Source organism: Pseudoalteromonas tunicata, assembly GCF_002310815.1.
Lineage (GTDB): Bacteria > Pseudomonadota > Gammaproteobacteria > Enterobacterales > Alteromonadaceae > Pseudoalteromonas > Pseudoalteromonas tunicata.
Window position 1 is genome coordinate 1,051,039 of sequence record NZ_CP011032.1, and the last position, 18,873, is coordinate 1,069,911.

Below are 18,873 nucleotides of genomic sequence, written 5' to 3' on the forward strand. Positions count from 1 at the left end.
GCTTTTCTCCTTATTGGCTTTGGCCGGGTAAATTTAAATCACCCGAGGCAATATCAAATACTTGGCTGACACACAGTAAAGGGTCGTGCACTTGCTGATTAATACGCAGCGCACTGGTGACTCCATCAAATGCAAACGAGGCTGCAATATTGACTTTATTCAGCGGCACTTGCACTAATACTTCCGACTGATCAATTTTGAAGTCATATCCTGGGCTATCAATAAAAAGTGGTAAATTTGGCCATGTAGCAGGCAGTTTAGGTTGGCTGCCTTTAGGGATATCTTTGACCTTTAATGCGCCTGGGCCACAAGCTTCATCATTCACTAATACCACCCAATGGCTGTGCCAGTTGTCGCCATCATTGGTTTTGATCCCGTCATTATCTTCATCATATAAAGGCGTATCATCAAAATCGGGATGAATGGTGAGCGCTAACGCTAAAATACCTTGGTCTTTTTCAAAACCAACTTGCGCCGAATTTAAGTTTGTAGGCCAGACATAGCTGTACACATTAGCACCTGCAAGATTACCCGTAGCCTTCGGTTTATTGCTGCCAGCGACACCTGCCACTTCTTGTTGAAAAATAAGCATGCCATTTTGTGTGGTGACTTTGGTATGAACAATATCAAAGGCGGCTGGCACTTGCGCTGATTTTTCGGCCAATATATGCCCTTGATGTTCATTGTGCGCTTGGGTAGTTGTGCTGGTTAATAGCAAGCTGGTTATCAGTAGTAATTGTTTGTTCATTTAAATCTCCAATAAATTGTTTTGAGTCGAAACTATATTCATTAGGGGGGAGTTTATTTGTTTTGTCAACATTGTTTTGAGTCGAAACTAAAAATAATTTTACTGCTTGGCAAAGCGGTTTTGACTCGATACTATGGCGCCATGAACAGTGATATTTTTAATCTCATCGAACGTATAGCCAACATGCTACGTTACGAATCGCGCAATCAAGGATTGCAATTGGGCTTGCTGCCTGTGCAGCAAGAGGCATTGTATTATTTATCGATTTGTAATCGTTACTCAGATACCTTGTTGGCAGTAACCGATTATTTAGGATTAACCAAAGGCACCGTGTCGCAAACTCTTAAAGTGCTTGAATCAAAAGGTTTAATTGAAAAGCAAAAAGACCTTACAGATAAACGCATTACCCATCTAAAAGCCACACAAGCAGGATTGTTTTATTTGGCTCAAACTTATCCTGCTACGCAATTTAGTCACATGCTGGCTGGTTTATCAGAGCAAGAGCACTTGGAGATCAGCAGTGCTTTAAAAACCTTATTGCTTCATTATCAAACCAGTACAGGGCGCAAAGGGTTTGGTGTTTGCCAAAATTGTCAATACAACCAAACAACTGATAGCGGCTTTGTCTGTGGGTTAACAAAAGATACATTAAGCGAATACGATGTGACCTTAATTTGCCGCGAGTATTTAACCTAACTATTGAATAAAAAATGCACTCAAAATTGTGTGTATTAAAACAAATAAGTTTACTGATACAAGATCAGCAAATCATCAGCGCTTAATCACAAGTAAATCAAGCAGTTAACTCTCTTTTTAGTAGGCTGTTACTTTTAATAAAGGAGATGTTATGAAGCTTAAATTAGTTGTTTTGTTGCTGGTGGGGTTATTTTTACTGCCAAAGCATGGTTATGGCGCAGTGGCTAAAGAGCTGCGTTTTAGTAGCCAAGCGCTGGCAGAACCGTATGTATTTTCGGTATTACTGCCAAATGATTATGATGGTGCGCGTAAAACGCCATATCCTCTACTTGTTACCACAGCCGGTGATAGCCGCATTGCAGTGCTTGAGGCGCAGATTGATTGGCTCAGTCATGTTAGCTTTGGCCCAATGCCGCAAGTGGTGATCTTGCGTTTACCTCAGTTTGTAAAAGCCAATAGTTCGGTCATGCAAACAGGGTTAACCGTACAATTGTTTCACCAGCAGTTACTGCCTTTTTTGCAAGGGGCGCTTAACCTTGCACCTTTTACACTCATTGAAGGGTTTTCGACGCAAGGTAATCTGGCGCTTGAGCTTTTTAGCCAATATCCAACTCATTACCAAGCTGCGGTTATTTCAAGCCCTGCGTTAGAGCTCCAAAGCGCCAAGTGGCATCAGCAATTAAACCAACAGTTACAAGCACATTTAGCGCAGCGCAGTTTATTTTTATCGCTTGGCACATTTACTGGTAATCGCCCTTATTTTGCATCTTTACAGGTATCATTATCAGAATACAAAACCGCTATTTTTAATGATTTAAGTGGTGAAAATTACATCAGCAATCCAGTTATTCATTTTGAACAGGCCGTTAAGCAACTTTTTAGCGCTATTCATATTACAAACTTTCAACCTTTTGCTCAGCAAGGAGTCGCAGCAGTGCTTGCTTATCAGCAAAGCTTAAAGCGTCAATACGGTTTTGAGTGGCCACCATTTGAAAACCTAGAAGGGTTGGCCAATTATTATTTTGACCATCAGCAACCCAAAGAAGGTGTGGCAGTATTTGATTATTTGGTCACGCAATATCCCGAAAAGTTACTGTATTTAATACGTTATGCGCAAGCTTTGGTAAAGCTCGGTGATATTTCTAAGGCAAAAATAAAGCTTGAGCAAGTGATAGCGCTTGCCAAACAGCAACACGATGACGAAGCGTTGCAATACAGCCAAAATCTACTTATGGAGTTAAACCAGTCAAACTAATGGCCACTAAGTTTGTTTGACTGGCTTTGGGTGTATCGCTCAGCATTTGTAATGGTGCGCCTTGAAAATCAGTAGTGAGGAAGCTATCGGCATCGTAATGGCCCAGCTGCACTTTACTGCGTTTGGTAAAATCATAGCGCCAAATACGAGTTTGTTTATCGGGTATGTATAGCTGCTGATGACGTAAATAAAAACGCCACTGCAGTTTTATATCAGCCAGTTCGGTAATGGGGCTGGTTGAATTGTCGCTTAATAATTGCAGATACGGATGCTTTATGGTGGCAAATATTATCCTTGAGGCATCAAGTGCTTGCGCCCATGCCACATCAATCACATTAAGTGGTGTTAGATCTGCTGTTTTTAGGTTCACAGTGGCTAATTGACTGCCAGCTTGTGTTTTAACTAATAACCAGTTGTTATCCTTATCGTCAACATGCTGCATTAAATCACTTATTGCAGTATTAAGCGGATGATGAGTGATTTTTTCTGGTGCCGTTAAAGTCAGCTGATAAAGCCCTTTTGCGGTTAGAAACCAAAGTGCTTGTCCATCGGCTTGCCAAATATAGTCATGAACTGGATCGGCAAAAGTGAGTTGTTTAGGGTTTTGTGCCGTGGTGTTTTGGTTAAGCCATAATTGCTCTGTGCCAGTACGGTTTGAAATAAAAGCAATCGCTTGACCATTTGGTTGAAATTGAGCGCTACGCTCTAAAAACTCACTGGTTAGGATGTGTTTTGCTTGCCATTGTTGCTCTTGCCAGTGGCGATGGGTGATGGCTGCATTTTTAAGTATGCTGGTGGCAAGCAGCGTTTTGGGGTTGAGTTTAGCGGTTAAAGTTATTGTTGCTTGTGTGGCTAAGGGAGTTTGCCCGCAAAGCTCAGCATCACAATAAACGTACAGCGTATTTAAATGACTTTGCAACCACTTATTGTCGGTCAGTTTTACAGCTGCTGACGCAGAAAATACATCATAAGTAAGGTTTATTTTGTGGCTTAAAGTAAAACCATCATTGGTATGTGGTGCTAAAAACCAAAGCGAGTTTTGCCCTGTAGCTGTTTGGCCGCTGATAACTAACTGTTGATCTGAAAGCGTAAAATGAGCAATTTTTGCGATGTCATCGGTAAGATTTAACGTCACTTGAGAATGAGGCGCTGTTAAGCTTATGGTACTCAGTTGGTTATTAGCTAAAAAAATCGCCTTAGTCTGATTAAGCCAATAAACCTGGCTGATTTGTGCGCTCATACATGGACTGACAATACGTGGGTCTGAATTGTTTTTAACAGCAAGCAGAATAATTTGGCTACATTTTTTGCTTTCTTTATCTTCCTCAGTAAATACTTGCTCTGCAATTAATAGCGTTTCACCATCAGCGGCAAAGCTTGCCACGCCTAAATAATGTGCGCTTTGGTGTAATATTCGCTCTTCACCTGAAGTCTGATTTAGCCAGATTAACTGGCTGGTATTGGCTGTTTTATTCACATAAACCAGTTGCTGGTTAAAGGTACTGCCTTGTTGCTCGGCGCTTGGTTGGTAGGTGAGGGGGGAAATTTTAGAGACGCTTAAAAGCTGTTGGGGCGAGCTAAATTGCAGCCAAATAAGCGAAAGTATAATCAGTAAAGCTACTGCTATCATTGCGATGCTACGTGGTTTTGGTAGCGAACGAGTGGTTTTTAGCCTTGGTGTGGTGGTTGGAACTTGTAAGCGATAACCACGTTTAGCAAAGGTTTGAATTAAGGTTTTATCGTCATCGGCTAAGTGTTTACGTAACTGAGTAATGCAGCGCTGCAAGGCATTGGGTGCTACCACTGTATTAGGCCAAACAGTATCGAGCAAGGTTTGCTGCGATACCAGCATGCCATTAGCTTGATAAAGCACGGTGAGTACCGCCAAAACTTTAGGTTCAAGCTGCTGAGTCTCGCCATGTTGATTGAGCTCACCGGTGGCTAAATCAATTGTTTTCCCATTTATAATTATCATTTTATTGGCCTTGCATGCAAACGCTGCTGGTACTTATTAAATCAACTTATTTGAACACACCTACTTTAACTGCGCGTATGTTAAGCGTTCTTACTTCAATCGCAGCGCGATAAACTCTGCTAACTTATCAACCGCTGGGTTAGTGTCTTGGTGCTTTTTGATTAAGCTAATACCCACAGTGCCTAAAGCAGGCAAAATAGCGGTCGATTTTTGATAAGAGATCTCGCTTGGCACGGTTTGCTTGGCAAGCACGGTAATACCAAGCCCTTCTTTGAGTGCTGCTGTTAGGCCCGCTAAATCAGCATTTGTGTAAACAATGCGCCATTTTAAACCGGCTTCTTCGAGAGCTTTAATTGCACGGCGGCGATAAATACAGCCTTGTGGTGCGGCAACTAAGGTCACAACTGCGTTTTGGACTAAGTTTAAATCGCCCACCCATACCAGCTCATCTTGCATAAACACGGGGTGATCGTTTTGGTCCAGTTGCTCAATTAAAGTCAAAATTAAATCAAATTGCTCACGGTTACTTGGCTGTAATAGCTGTTTACTGAGCTCTGATTTTACTTCAAGGGATACATCAGGGTAGAGCGATACAAAGTCACCAATAATAGCGGGTAAAATCGTGGCGGCAAATTCGCTTGGAATACCAAGGCGAATTTTACCTGTGATCACTTCTGAGCTAAATTGCTGCAAAATAGTGTCGTTGGTATGTAATATTTGTTTTGCCAGTGGCAGCAATAACTCACCATGATGGTTCAGTACTTGGCGTTGGCCCTGCTTTTTAAATAGTTTGGTATCTAAAATTTCTTCTAAGCGCTTTATTTGCAGGCTCACCGCAGGTTGCGATAACCCTAATAGCTCACCGGCCTTAGCAAAACCGCCCACTTCAATCACAGTGACTAAGGTGCGTAAGCTATCGGTAGGGATGTTTTTCATATTAACATTCTCAATTTAACCAACCTTTAATATAAGTATTATTTATCAGTAGATTTAAAATTACAATTTGTTGTTCACTTGCTGGCGCAATATAATTTTTGCATCAATGTAAACTAGGTATTAACCATGGCGTTTCAACCCAAATTGTTTGCTAGCCATTTGCACGACAGCACCACTGTTTTAACGCAACAAAACAGTACATCTTATGTCGCCAACAAATGGGTGTTTGATATCGGCGGCAGTGCGGTGTTACCTTTTTTACGTCAAATTCTGGTCGCTAATGTGGCCAAGCTCACCACGCAAGGCATGGGTTTACAAAGCAAAATTAATGGCTTTAGCGCCAACCAAAACATGACCCTTGATGTGTACTACTTTTCTGAATCTGCTTTTCGCCTTGTTGTGAACACCTCTGAGCCTCTTATTTTTGCCAACTGGCTGACTCAATTTGAAACTTATTTTGATATTGATGTGATTGTTCGTGATGATTTAGCGGTGTTATCGGTGCAAGGTGCTGATGCATTTAAGACGCTGGTGGATGAGTTTGCTTTAACCCCGGGTTTACGTTTATCTGACTATGCTTTGCGTTTTGGCGCTCAAAGCAACGCAGTATTTTTAACTGCGGTGGCAAATGATGCCGGCCAAAGTTATGAATTAATTGCCAATCCAACCGAACTTGCTAATTGGCAAAGTCGTTTTATTGGCCTAGGGTTTAATGCGCACGCAGCTTAGTGTGCATCAAATAACCTTAAATGAATGTTTAGATTTTTTTGCTAGTATTTGGCTAGATCTACAGTGTTTTATGCTGAGTTTTAGCTCTATTCACAGTGAAAAAATCGCAATATGAAATCAGTGGTAGAGATTATTAACTTATGTATAATCGCCGCCCATGTTATTCCCCTCAATGATGAGGAAGCGGCCTGACTGTTAGGGCTTTTACTTAAGTGCAGGAATATTATGACAAATAAAACAGTTCTTCACGCTAAGCACATCGAAGCTGGCGCTAAAATGGTAGATTTTCACGGTTGGGAAATGCCAATCAACTACGGTTCTCAAATCGAAGAGCACAACGCAGTGCGCACCGATGCGGGCATGTTTGACGTATCTCACATGACAATCGTTGATGTGAAAGGGGCCGATGCCAAAGCATTCTTACGCAAATTAGTTGCAAACGATGTTGCTAAATTAACTGTACCGGGTAAAGCGCTTTACACTGGCATGTTAAACCACGAAGGTGGTGTGATTGACGACCTAATCATTTATTTCTTCAGCGAAACAGATTACCGCTTAGTTGTAAACTCAGCCACACGCGAAAAAGACTTAGCATGGATTGCACAAATCTCTGCTGATTTTGCCGTTGAAGTGACTGAGCGCCCAGAGTTTGCAATGATTGCGGTACAAGGCCCTAATGCAAAAGCAAAAACAGCCACCGTATTAAGTGCAGCGCAAAACGCTGCAATTGAAGGTATGAAGCCATTTTTTGGTGTTCAAGCCGACAACTTATTTATAGCAACCACGGGTTATACCGGTGAAGCGGGTTATGAAATTGTTGTTCATAACGACGAAGCTGCTGATTTATGGCAAAAATTATTAGATGCGGGTGTTGCACCTGCTGGTTTAGGCGCACGTGATACGCTACGTTTAGAAGCGGGTATGAACCTATATGGTTTAGATATGGATGAAACTGTATCACCACTTGCTGCTAATATGGGGTGGACCATTACATGGGAACCAGAAGATCGTGATTTCATCGGCCGCGCTGCTTTAGTTAAACAAAAAGCAGAAGGTGTCGATAAATTGGTTGGTTTAGTCTATGAAGATAAAGGTGTATTACGCTCAGGCAGTAAAGTCATCGTAGAAGGTGGCGAAGGTGTAATCACTTCTGGTACATTCTCACCAACCTTAGGTTACAGTATCGCGCTTGCTCGCGTACCAAATACCGTTGGTGAGACTGCGCAAGTAGAAATGCGTAAAAAATTAGTTGACGTAAAAGTGGTGGCACCATCATTTGTACGTTTTGGTAAAAAAATAATTTAATCAGTTTCGGGCTAGTCCCAAAATAATTTAGTCGAAGGAACAGTAGAATGAGCAATATCCCAAGCGATTTAAAATACGCATCATCACACGAGTGGGTTCGCGCTGAAGGTAACGGTGTTTACACTGTTGGTATTACAGAGCACGCACAAGAACTTTTAGGTGACATGGTGTTTGTTGAGTTACCAGATGTTGAAGCTGAATATGAAGCCGGTGATGATTGCGCTGTTGCAGAATCAGTAAAAGCAGCGTCTGATATCTACGCACCAATTAGCGGGACTATTGTTGAAGTGAATGAAGTACTTGAAAATTCACCAGAGACTGTAAATCAAGAGCCTTATGGTGATGGTTGGTTATTCCGCATTAAAGCATCAGATGAGTCTGAGCTTGATAACCTACTTGATGCTGAAGGTTACGAAAACTCAATCGACGAAGAATAATAGTCGTTTGATGTATAAAAGCCCCATTTGGGGCTTTTATGGTTTTTTACCATCATTGTCTTGGCAATAATCATAAAAAACCAAACTAAAGCCAATTGAAATACGTAAGTACTTTGATTGCACAAATTCAAATGTTGTTGTTAACCCCATTGACTCAACGGCATTGTGTTAGCAAACCGACCAATCCGGTTTGTAACATTTATTTTTTTTGGATTAATAGGAATCTGGACTAATGTCACACGCCAAATCTCTTGATCAACTAGAGCAAAAGCAAGATTTTATTCGCCGTCATATCGGCCCGGATGCAGCGCAAACTGCAGCCATGCTAGCTGAATTAAATGTATCAAGTGTAGAAGAGCTTATCAGCCAAACTGTACCTGCAGATATTCGTTTAAAGCAGGGCTTAACAGTCGGTGAAAGCCGTACTGAAGTAGAAGCATTAAGCTACTTAAAATCGGTAGTATCAAAAAATAAACTCTACAAATCGTATATCGGTCAAGGCTACCACCCGACATTAGTTCCTAACGTTATTTTACGTAACGTACTTGAAAATCCAGGTTGGTACACAGCGTACACGCCATACCAACCAGAAATCGCCCAAGGTCGTTTAGAATCATTATTAAACTTCCAAACGCTTTCGATTGATTTAACCGGTTTAGATTTAGCATCAGCGTCATTACTTGATGAAGCAACAGCCGCTGCCGAAGCAATGGCCCTTGCAAAACGTGTTGCTAAAGCGAAAAAAGCCAATGCTTTCTTCGTAGCCGATGACGTACACACACAAACAATCGACGTAATTAAAACACGTGCAGGCCAATTTGGTTTTGACGTTGTTGTTGCGCCTGCGGCAGATGTGGCAAATCACGACATTTTTGGTGCGTTATTCCAATACCCATCAACAACGGGTGAAGTTGTTGATATCCCAGCTTTAATTGCAACAGTACAAGATAAAAAAGCCATTGCCTGTGTTGCAGCAGACATCATGAGCTTAATTTTATTAAAATCACCAGGATCACTGGGTGCAGACGTAGTGCTAGGTTCAGCACAACGTTTTGGTGTACCTATGGGTTACGGCGGTCCACACGCAGCGTTTTTTGCAACGCGTGATGAATACAAACGTTCATTACCAGGTCGTATCATCGGTATTTCAAAAGACCGTTTAGGTAACGACGCGCTACGTATGGCAATGCAAACCCGCGAGCAACACATTCGCCGCGAAAAAGCCAACTCAAATATTTGTACAGCGCAAGTATTACTTGCCAACATGGCTGCGTTTTATGCGGTTTACCACGGCCCACAAGGCTTAAAAGTCATTGCGCAGCGTATTCACCGTTTTGCGGATATTTTAGCCGCTGGTTTACAAGCTAAAGGCGTAAGCTTAAAACATTCAACATGGTTTGATACGCTAACAGTTGTGGCTGCAAATAAAGACGAAGTTGTTGCTCGTGCATTAGCTGCAGAAATTAACTTTGCGACTAACCACGCGGGTGAATACTCGATTTCAGTGAACGAAGAAACAACACGTGCTGATATCGCAACATTATTTGACGTTATTTTAGGCGCAGGCCATGGCTTAGATGTTGCTGCACTTGATGCGCAAATCACAGCAAATGGTTCAGATTCAATTCCAGCGGCACTGGTACGTGACGATGCCATTTTAACGCATCCAAACTTCAACTCGTACCATAGCGAAACAGAAATGCTTCGTTATATCAAACGTCTAGAAAACAAAGATTTATCGCTTAATCATTCAATGATTTCATTAGGTTCTTGTACCATGAAATTGAATGCAACAGCAGAGATGATCCCAGTAACGTGGCCTGAAATTGCTAACCTTCACCCATTCTGCCCATTAGACCAAGCAGCTGGTTACCAAATCATGATCAACGAATTACATGATTGGTTAGTGAATATTACCGGTTACGATGCGGTGTCAATGCAACCAAACTCAGGTGCACAAGGCGAATACGCAGGCTTAATCGCCATTCGTAAATACCACGAATCACGCGGCGACTTCCACCGTAATGTGTGTTTAATTCCAAGCTCTGCGCACGGTACAAACCCTGCAACAGCGCAAATGGCAAGCATGAAAGTAGTGGTTGTTAACTGTGATAAAAACGGTAACGTTGATATGGCTGACTTAAAAGCGAAAGCTGAAGAAGTGTCAGAAAACCTATCGTGCATCATGGTAACTTATCCATCAACACACGGCGTGTACGAAGCTACCATCCGTGAGTTATGTGACGTCATTCACCAACACGGTGGCCAAGTGTACATGGATGGCGCAAACATGAACGCGCAAGTAGGTGTTACAAGCCCAGGTTTCATCGGCTCAGACGTATCACACTTAAACTTACACAAAACATTCTGTATCCCACACGGCGGCGGCGGCCCAGGTGTTGGCCCAATTGGTGTGAAATCACACTTAGCGCCATTTATGCCTAACCACAGCGTTATCAACGTGCCAGGTACAACAGCAGGTAACGGTGCAGTATCTGCAGCGCCTTATGGTTCTGCTGCCATCCTTCCTATTTCATGGGCATACATCACCATGATGGGTAGCGAAGGCTTAAAACAAGCAACCGAAATGGCTATTGTCAATGCAAACTACTTAACTGAAAAGTTAAGCAAGCATTTCCCAATTTTATACCGTGGTCAAAATAGCCGTGTTGCGCACGAATGTATCGTTGATTTACGCCCATTAAAAGAAGCCACAGGCATCACAGAAATGGACGTAGCAAAACGCTTAATGGATTACGGTTTCCACGCACCAACTATGTCGTTCCCAGTAGCTGGCACGTTAATGATTGAGCCAACTGAATCTGAGTCTAAAGTTGAAATCGACCGCTTTATTGAAGCAATGGTTTCTATTAAAGGCGAAATCGATAAAGTAGCAAGCGGCGAGTGGACAGTGGAAAACAACCCATTAGTATTTGCACCGCATACTCAAGCAGACGTACTTGGCAACGAGTGGGACCGTGCATATGACCGTTTCTACGCAGCGTTCCCAGTACCAGCGGTAGCTAAAAACAAATTCTGGCCAACAGTAACCCGTATTGATGACGTATACGGCGACCGCAACCTAGTGTGTGCATGCCCACCGATTGACAGCTATACAGAATAATTAAAATTTATGTCACTTTCGAATAAAGATTGAAACAATAGAAACAAGTTTGAAACTTTAATAAAGTTTGAAAGTAACATTAATAGAAGCCTGTAAATGTGAACAAGTAATTAAAAATAGACAAACTCATAGTTTGTTTATTTTTTTACCCAGAAAAAGGCGAGTCTTATCAGAAATGATAGGCTCGCCTTTTTCATATATAAGTTAAACATTCTTAGTAAAATAAAAAATAGTAAGTCAATTACTATTTTTTATTGACTCATTTTAAATCATGCGCTAAATTACACTCAACAAGAAAATACTAATCAGTTTACGATTTTTAATGTGTTGGGAGATTGTTATGATATTTGAACAATGTGAAACTATGTTTGCAGGTGCACCAAGTGCATTTTTTGAAAAAGAAACTGCACAGCAATCAGATCATAAGTACTGTGCTCTTAAAGGGAGTGACCTTTTATCTGATGGTTATATATCAACAGAAAGCCTTCAACGTATAGAAGTTAAAGAAGGCAAAAAAATTGATAAGTTTCTTCTGAAATCTGGTGATGTGGTTTTACTAGCACGTGGCCAATCGATGAAATGTTGCATTGTAACGGAGGAAGTAGCAAAACATAATTTAGTTGCTACAGCTAACTTCATTGTTATACGAATTAAGAGCGGACTAAAAGCTGAATTTATTGTTAGTTACTTTAATTCACCTTTAGGTAAAAAAGCACTTAACCATTCTAGTGTATCTTCTTCTACCAATGTAATTAAGAGCATCTCTCTAAGTGGTCTTAAAAAAATAAATATTAAATTTCCAACTGTTGAAGTTCAAAACCAAATTGCAGGATTATTTCATGCTGGCATTGCCGCTAACCGCGCAACGTTAAAGCTCGCTGAGCAACAGCAAAAAACTGTTGAAGCTAAAGTTCTTAACTTAATTGAGGCTACATAAAATGATTAATGAAGATTATAAAAAAGCGATTTGGAATTTAGTCGATACAGGCCGAGGGATCACCGACCCTCGCAATACCTTAGATATAATCACTACGGTTGCAACCTGTGCTTTATTGAATCAGGAGCGCTTTACACATATTAAAAATATGGGAGCTAATGCGATAATTCCAGCATTAAATGAAGTGATACTTGAGTTAAGAAAAAAGTATAAAACAGCTTTTGAACATTGCACTGAAATTAATATATTGCCTGAAAGCGTTATAACCAGAATTGTATATAGCATTGCCTCATTTGAAGATTTATCAGCATTTGCTCCTGCTATAAGAGAGCTATTAATTGATCATGCTGGTAAGCATGGGCAATTTGGTAGCACTGCTTACATGGAAAAATTGATTACTAAATTAGTAGGCGATGCTTCCCAAAAAACATTGTTAGATGCTGCTTGTGGTCTAGCTCGAACTTCGAGCTTAATTAAAACAAAGCAAACTTTTTTGCAAGAATTATTTTTAGAGTCAGCAAGTCTGTCCAATCGCTTACTATTGCTAGAAGGTAAAAACTTAGAAATTTTTACAGGAAACAGTTTAAGTGAATTTAAGTTCGAAGGTAAAAAGTTTGACCTGGTAGTAATGGAGCCACCATTAGCTCAAAAGTTTGAGAGTAATTTTCGTACGGAATTAGAACACAGTCCTTTTATAATCACTGAACAGGGTAAATCTATCCCTACATCAGCAGGTGATGCTATTTGGATGCAATTTGCTCTTCATCAACTCAATGAAACAGGTAAAGCGTATTTAGTGTTACCTCAAGGGTGTTTGTTTCGTGGTGGTTATGATGCTGCTGTACGTGAGCACTTGTTAAACCATGAATTGGTAGATTATATCGTTGCATTACCATCAGGGGTTTTAAATGGAACAGGTATTGAGCCAGTACTACTAGTGCTTGATAAAGCGAAAGTTAAAGGTAGCCCAATTCGCTTTATTGATATTCGAGATATAGGTCATAAAAACAAGTTTCATATTGAGCTTAGTAAATCTGATTTAGAAGAAATTTCAGGTTTAGTTAATGGCGATATTGCAGATGAATCGAAAGCTAAAAACGTGACAATACGCGAGATCAGACAAACCGAATCTGATAATACGGGTAACAACTTAAACATCTCTAAATATGTTTATGTTGATGAAGTTATAGAAATACCCAACATGGCTGAACAGCTAAAAATGTTAGCTCAGTATCAACAATATTTTGAACAAACTCAGCAGGAGTTACTAACGTTATTAAATCAATAAAATAAGGAGGTTACAATGTTAAACATATATGTATCAATCTCAGGTTCTTTGGAACAGCAACACTGTTATAGTGTTGCGAGAAATGAACACTACAGGATTAAAAGCGCGAATAATAACAACTATTTGCCGATACCTGAAAAAGTTAAAACGAGCTTTCACCACCAATTTGAGCAAGTGGGTAGTAAAGATAAACAACAAAAAAGAAAACATGCACTCAAGCAAATAATTAGTGAAGTATATGCCAGCGCATGTGGCGTAATAAATGTTGAAGCTACGGAAAAACTGTTTATATCGTTTAGCAATGTAACCATGAATTTTTATGTAACACCTAAAACCAAAGCCTTATTTTTTAATTGGTTTCAAGATGTCAGAAGAGACAAAAACGCAAAATCGCGTTGGTATGTGCTTAGTGCATTAGTCTATTACGCATGGCTTGCCGCTGAGCAGTCATAACAAATTAAGTAGTGAGTAATCATCTTTTATGATTACTCACTGTAAAACCAAATTATAAGTCTTCGTTAACGAAGCAAACTTAAAAGCAGAATCAAATGACTACAGAAACTAAAGTAGAAAAAACAGCAGAAAAAATCACCTTAGAAGAGCTAAGAAGCTGGTTATGGGGAAGTGCCGATATTATGCGTGGCACAGTAGACAGTAGTGACTTTAAAAACTACATATTTGGTCTCATTTTTATTAAACGTCTTTCTGATGTATTTGATGAACGTATTGCTGACGTAATGAAAGAGGAAGATTGCAGCGCTACAGAGGCAATGGAACTTATTCAATCTGACAACCCTGAGCAATTTGTACCAGAAGATGCACGTTGGGCAAATTTAGTTAAGAAAACTGAAAATGTCGGTGAAAGTATCGATGAAGCTTTTGCTGAAATTGAACGTCAAAATACGTCACTAGAAAAAGTACTTACTGCTATTCAATTTGGTGATAAAGACAAACTGAGTAATGAGTTATTAATGCGTTTATTACGTCATTTCAATAAACATAAGCTAGGTAACAAAAACCTTTATAAAGCCGATTTACTTGGTGATGCTTACGAGTACCTTATTGGTATGTTTGCTGATGATGCAGGTAAAAAAGGTGGTGAATTCTACATAATGTCATATACAAATTTACCCAACAAAAGTCATCTTAAACTAGCAGCATAAAGTGTTACCTTTTTATCTGTGCTGAATGGGCTTTTGATTTGAGATGATAACCCTAAGTTGTAGTACTCATACTCAATCTGAAATTAGGGGCTATCGAGCTTAAGCTGTGACTAAAAAGTGCTTCACAAAATAAGTGAATTCAGTAAAGCAACCTTTCTTGGGATATCACTATGAGTGATAGTTAATTTAATACCATTAAAAATCACTCTCGGTAAAACCGATTTGCTGGCCATCGCCATACACGACAGCGTCAAATCGATTATTATTCTGAGCTAATTTATCTAGCCTTCTTTTAATAACTGCTTCAGCTTTCTCAAATGTTTTATTTAACGTGCTTCTACTTTTTTTGCCAGTTGTAAAATTCGTAATAATCAAAGTAACCATGCTTTTCTCCCCAAAGTAAATCATTCGTTAAGTGTGGCGGCTGCTTTGCAGCCATTAAGCCGCGCTTACCGAGTGATAACGACGTTTCAGGAATGGGGGAAGCTGTCCACCTGTTGTTCGAGAGACTCTGCAAGAATTCATGGAAGGGACCCTGGTAGGGAAGGTGCCATTAATTTTGCAAGAGATACTAGAAGAACTGGTTGATAGATTCACACATGGATGGAATTGGGGTGGATGATGCCTTTCGCGGCGAGCGAACCCTGCGGGAGCATATTGCTCTAATAATCGAACAGTCTAAATAGACTAAATCTGACAGTCTCAAATGAGCGCAGGCTAATGGAATTTTAGCCTCACTCCCATTAACCTGAGCGAAAAACGGACACACAGAGAATAGTCTGATGATCTGAATCTAGGTTGGATATCTATCCGAAGCGGGCCAAAGAACCTGTCAGCACAATATGTAATCTATACTGAATATATTGAGTACTGGACTGCTACACTTTCCTTTTCCATACGATTTTTTAACTTAATTCAAAATTTATCTGCTCATAAAGCGAACTTTTATTCTTGTGCTATTGTTTTATTATTGATAACTTTTCTGTATAAAAAGTAGGCGCTCTAAGTTCATGTATTTTCTGTCAAGTTCTAAATTTACAAATCTTTTTGTTTATAAGTAACTCTTAATGGAGGGAAAAATGTTAAGTCAAATCGAAAGGTTTGATTAGATAGCAAAGTATTGTCATTGACTTGAAAAATCGGAAACAATCGCGCTAAAAAACATAGTCTTAATTAATTTATTTTGGTAAATGGAGTTACATATGAAATCTATTTTTTATTGGTTTTTGTTATCAGTTCCATGCTTTTCATCAATTGCCCTTGCACAAGAAAAGGACACAAGCGCGGTTGTCATATCTGGTGGTATTAGTCTCGGAGTCTATGAGGCAGGACTGAATCACGTAATAGTAAAAACGATGAATTCTGAGCATAAATATTTAATCCCCTCAAAAATGGATGTTAAAAAACTCCCAAAAATGAATGTTACAACAGGCTCATCAGCAGGTGCGATTAATTCTATAGCGTCAGCTATAAGCTCATGTATCAAATACGATAAATACAGTCAGACTCTATTCGACAATATCTTTAGGGATATATGGATAGGTGTAGGATTAGACAATTTAATGCCCGTAGATTACTCCAAATATGATGGTTTATCTCTAGGCGGGGTTTCAGCCAATAATGAAAAGCAAAAAATAGTAGACTCTATTTTTAGTCGAACTGTATTTGAGGAGCCCATAGATAAATTGCGAAATATGTTTGAAACAGGTCAGGCTAAGAAAGACTGTAATATTATTGTTGGAATCATGGTGACATTAGCAAGACCAAATGAAATTCAACTTGAATTAAATAACAATACTTCGGCTACTATTCGGGAACAAAGTTATGCGATTCCTATTCGTCTTATATCGGTTCCCGACATAGATGGTGCATATCGTTTAGCATTCGAGGCGCTATCAGACGAAGAATTACCTTGGTCGTTGATAGACACTTCAAATCGCAAGTATATCCAATTGCCGTCACATGCAGGCCGAATTCCATTTGACTCTGTTATTCGTGCAGGCCTAGCGTCTAGCGCTTTTCCCGGTGCATTCGGCCCAATCACGTTGAATTACTGTTTTTACGACAAAGCGCAGACAGCCAAAAAGTATTGTCATAAAGATAATGCACTGAAAGGAATGTTCATTGATGGTGGATATTTTAACAATATTCCTATCGGATTAGCAGCTGAACTTATGTCTACCTTCAATGAAAGAGGGGATATTGGAAGTTTTGTATTTATTGATCCGGATAATACCAACAGACCCTCTGATCCTAAAGAGTATGAACAACAATCAAACTTAACAGAAGCTCAGAAGCTGGAAAAAGAACAAAAAGAACAAAAAGAAACATCCTTAACATTGATGAACCAACTGAAAAATATATTACCTGGAATTGGCACGCTTCGAAAACGCGACCTACAAAACGATTTAAACTTGTACTTCGCGGTTAATAAAAAAAGTCAGCGGAGCTATAGTCCAACTGTTCGTAATCCGTATCTGACAGGAAATTTTTTAGGAGCATTTGGCGCTTTCTTTGATCCATCTTTTCGTGAATATGATTACGTAGCGGGAGTTTATGATGGTATGCGTTTTGTTTCACAGCAATTGTGCGCTGACGAGTTATCAGACAATATTAAAACTAAATGCGAAGTGGACACCTTTAGGCAGGTTTTGAGTCAAGTCACTGAAGGTGTTTCTACTAGTAAGGAAAGCGAATTAATATATTTAAGAGATTTTAACGCCTTAGTAGGCGCTTTTTTAAATGACGATTTTGCATCGTGTGTAAATGCACAAAAATGTTCTGAAGAAAATTCGCCTTGGCTTGAGGTTATTAATTCTCTGTATGATAAAAATTATTCCTCAAAGACTTATTTAGTGTTTTTAGCTATACATGAAACTGGAGACAAAAAAATTGATGATTTTTTGAATAATTATACTGCTGAGTATATCAGCTATAGAGATGGAAAAGACAGTTCCATTATGGTTTCAGACCAATTGAACTACATGATGTTCCGGCGAGATTTTTGGCGCACCCTTATAGTTAAACGGGCGACTCAACGGTTAATTTATTTAGAACGAGAGAATCGCGGTGGCTTTAATAAACTCTTGTCTGGTGCCTACATATTAATTCCGCCTGACAGTTTTGCTTCTGAGAATATTGGAAATGTTAGGCCCCATGATCAATCAAGTTTACTTATTTCTCTTGCTCCTGATCAATTTGGCTTAGACGCTGTTCAAACTGGGATCGTCGTTGCCTGGTCCCAAGAACCTAATTTTCGAGCTACCGGAACATACAATGGGAATTTTGAGTTCGGTATGTCTTTGCATATGCAAATTAAAGATAAATCTGATGACCGTGTCGACTTTGTGAATGCTTGGGTTGGCACCCGTTTTCATCGTCCAAGCACATTCTATTCTTCATGGGGTGGATCTTTATCAGTCAATAGAAACATTTCAAACACTGATAATTTTGGTAATAAAGTATTACTTGGTGGAGAGATAAATTTTGGGTTTTTGTCTGATAAAATACGATTTTCAATAGGGACTAGAGATATATTGAGTGATTATGGCGGGGAAGATTGGAGCGTCAAATTAATGTTCACCAATATTGATGACTTGATATGGGCTTTTAAATAACATGAAAAATCAAGGTGTCCGATTTCTTTCATCTCGCATTTTAAATAAACTCACCTTTTACAAAATCATCGCATGATGTAGTGCAATAATTTTCGAAAAGATGTAAATCGTTCCGTGCTATAATCTTGGCATTCTTTCGCGATATTGGAGCGTCACCCCTACAGTGCGAGCAATTTAGTTCTTTGGCACAAAATAGTTGTTTAGCAAAGAAAATTGGTGTTAACAGATCTCATATGTAGTAGATCTCATTCATCATTAAACAAAGCGGTTTTCTAAGGTTTAACTTCTAACGGTAAGCCAACATTTATAATCAGCATTAGACTTCTGAGTTTCATCACTGTAAAACTACGATTTGTAGGCCATTTTCGTGGGCAAACTTTTTTACAATGTTTTCAGTACGTTGAATGTCCTTTTTGTAACGACAACAGAAGGTAATTAAGTGGTGTTCTGGTTTAATTACAGCCCTTAAGTCGTTCATTCCATTGTCTACAGCATATTGATACTCTTCGAGTTGTACTGCTGCTTGCGCATCAAAATATCTCTGAGCAAATTGATTCAGTGCGTCTTTAACGCTTAGGTCATCGCTAATCTTCCATGCGAATTTGCAATACACGCTCATAAAACCACCTTAAATCTTTATCACATTATTAGAGTGCGAAGGTG

Annotated in this window: 16 protein-coding genes; 11 read left to right on the plus strand and 5 right to left on the minus strand. The window is 39.6% G+C overall.

Annotated elements, in window-relative coordinates:
• Window positions 1-10: 10 nt before the first annotated feature.
• Window positions 11-748, minus strand: coding sequence for a hypothetical protein (locus PTUN_RS04860; protein WP_009838577.1), 738 nt, complete (start codon window positions 746-748; stop codon window positions 11-13).
• A 141-nt stretch (window positions 749-889) separates the two neighbouring features.
• Between PTUN_RS04860 and PTUN_RS04865 the strand changes: the two genes are divergently transcribed.
• Together PTUN_RS04865 and PTUN_RS04870 are read left to right on the plus strand one after the other, a co-directional pair.
• On the plus strand, window positions 890-1,444 hold the full coding sequence (locus tag PTUN_RS04865) for a MarR family winged helix-turn-helix transcriptional regulator (protein ID WP_040643955.1): 555 nt from the start codon (window positions 890-892) through the stop codon (window positions 1,442-1,444).
• Window positions 1,445-1,595: 151 nt separating this feature from the next.
• A complete protein-coding gene (locus tag PTUN_RS04870) occupies window positions 1,596-2,699 on the plus strand; it encodes an alpha/beta hydrolase-fold protein (RefSeq protein WP_009838579.1) in 1,104 nt (367 codons plus the stop codon).
• On the opposite strand, the gene PTUN_RS04875 is transcribed toward PTUN_RS04870, so the two are convergent.
• Both PTUN_RS04875 and PTUN_RS04880 read right to left on the minus strand, forming a co-directional pair.
• Window positions 2,674-4,674 (minus strand): winged helix-turn-helix domain-containing protein, encoded by a 2,001-nt coding sequence (locus PTUN_RS04875; RefSeq protein ID WP_009838580.1) that lies wholly within the window; start codon window positions 4,672-4,674, stop codon window positions 2,674-2,676. The two genes, PTUN_RS04870 and PTUN_RS04875, sit on opposite strands and share 26 nt — an antisense overlap.
• Before the next feature lie 90 nt (window positions 4,675-4,764).
• Complete coding sequence (locus PTUN_RS04880) at window positions 4,765-5,610, minus strand: LysR family transcriptional regulator (protein ID WP_009838581.1); 846 nt, start codon at window positions 5,608-5,610, stop codon at window positions 4,765-4,767.
• Between the two features lie 126 nt (window positions 5,611-5,736).
• Here PTUN_RS04880 and PTUN_RS04885 point away from each other — a divergent pair, with 126 nt between their 5' ends.
• The 8 genes from PTUN_RS04885 to PTUN_RS04920 all read left to right on the plus strand — a co-directional run bounded on the left by PTUN_RS04885 (window position 5,737) and on the right by PTUN_RS04920 (window position 14,593).
• A complete protein-coding gene (locus PTUN_RS04885; protein ID WP_009838582.1) occupies window positions 5,737-6,339 on the plus strand; it encodes an aminomethyltransferase family protein in 603 nt (200 codons plus the stop codon).
• Between the two features lie 225 nt (window positions 6,340-6,564).
• Window positions 6,565-7,644: a glycine cleavage system aminomethyltransferase GcvT gene (gcvT, locus tag PTUN_RS04890; RefSeq protein WP_009838583.1), complete on the plus strand. Its 1,080-nt coding sequence runs from the start codon at window positions 6,565-6,567 to the stop codon at window positions 7,642-7,644.
• 47 nt (window positions 7,645-7,691) lie between these two features.
• Window positions 7,692-8,081, plus strand: coding sequence for a glycine cleavage system protein GcvH (gcvH, locus tag PTUN_RS04895; RefSeq protein WP_009838584.1), 390 nt, complete (start codon window positions 7,692-7,694; stop codon window positions 8,079-8,081).
• Between the two features lie 232 nt (window positions 8,082-8,313).
• Window positions 8,314-11,205, plus strand: a complete 2,892-nt coding sequence (gcvP, locus tag PTUN_RS04900; protein ID WP_009838586.1) for an aminomethyl-transferring glycine dehydrogenase — start codon at window positions 8,314-8,316, stop codon at window positions 11,203-11,205.
• A gap of 340 nt (window positions 11,206-11,545) precedes the next feature.
• Complete coding sequence (locus PTUN_RS04905) at window positions 11,546-12,142, plus strand: restriction endonuclease subunit S (protein ID WP_040643933.1); 597 nt, start codon at window positions 11,546-11,548, stop codon at window positions 12,140-12,142.
• Between the two features lies 1 nt (window position 12,143).
• Window positions 12,144-13,430, plus strand: coding sequence for an N-6 DNA methylase (locus tag PTUN_RS04910; RefSeq protein ID WP_009838588.1), 1,287 nt, complete (start codon window positions 12,144-12,146; stop codon window positions 13,428-13,430).
• A gap of 15 nt (window positions 13,431-13,445) precedes the next feature.
• The gene (locus PTUN_RS04915) at window positions 13,446-13,883 is read left to right on the plus strand and encodes a hypothetical protein (RefSeq protein ID WP_009838589.1); all 438 of its coding nucleotides are present in this window, start codon (window positions 13,446-13,448) and stop codon (window positions 13,881-13,883) included.
• Window positions 13,884-13,978: 95 nt separating this feature from the next.
• On the plus strand, window positions 13,979-14,593 hold the full coding sequence (locus PTUN_RS04920; RefSeq protein ID WP_009838590.1) for a type I restriction-modification system subunit M N-terminal domain-containing protein: 615 nt from the start codon (window positions 13,979-13,981) through the stop codon (window positions 14,591-14,593).
• 195 nt (window positions 14,594-14,788) lie between these two features.
• Here PTUN_RS04920 and PTUN_RS04925 read toward each other — a convergent pair whose 3' ends face one another.
• Window positions 14,789-14,977 carry a hypothetical protein gene (locus tag PTUN_RS04925; RefSeq protein WP_040643934.1) on the minus strand — a complete coding sequence of 63 codons (189 nt, stop codon included), beginning with the start codon at window positions 14,975-14,977 and terminating at the stop codon, window positions 14,789-14,791.
• Between the two features lie 818 nt (window positions 14,978-15,795).
• On the opposite strand from PTUN_RS04925, the gene PTUN_RS04930 reads away from it, so the two are divergent.
• Entirely contained in the window at window positions 15,796-18,210 is a 2,415-nt protein-coding gene (locus tag PTUN_RS04930) for a patatin-like phospholipase family protein (protein ID WP_040643935.1), read from the plus strand.
• Between the two features lie 334 nt (window positions 18,211-18,544).
• Here PTUN_RS04930 and PTUN_RS04935 read toward each other — a convergent pair whose 3' ends face one another.
• Window positions 18,545-18,829, minus strand: a complete 285-nt coding sequence (locus PTUN_RS04935; protein ID WP_009838594.1) for a hypothetical protein — start codon at window positions 18,827-18,829, stop codon at window positions 18,545-18,547.
• Between the last annotated feature and the right edge of the window lie 44 nt (window positions 18,830-18,873).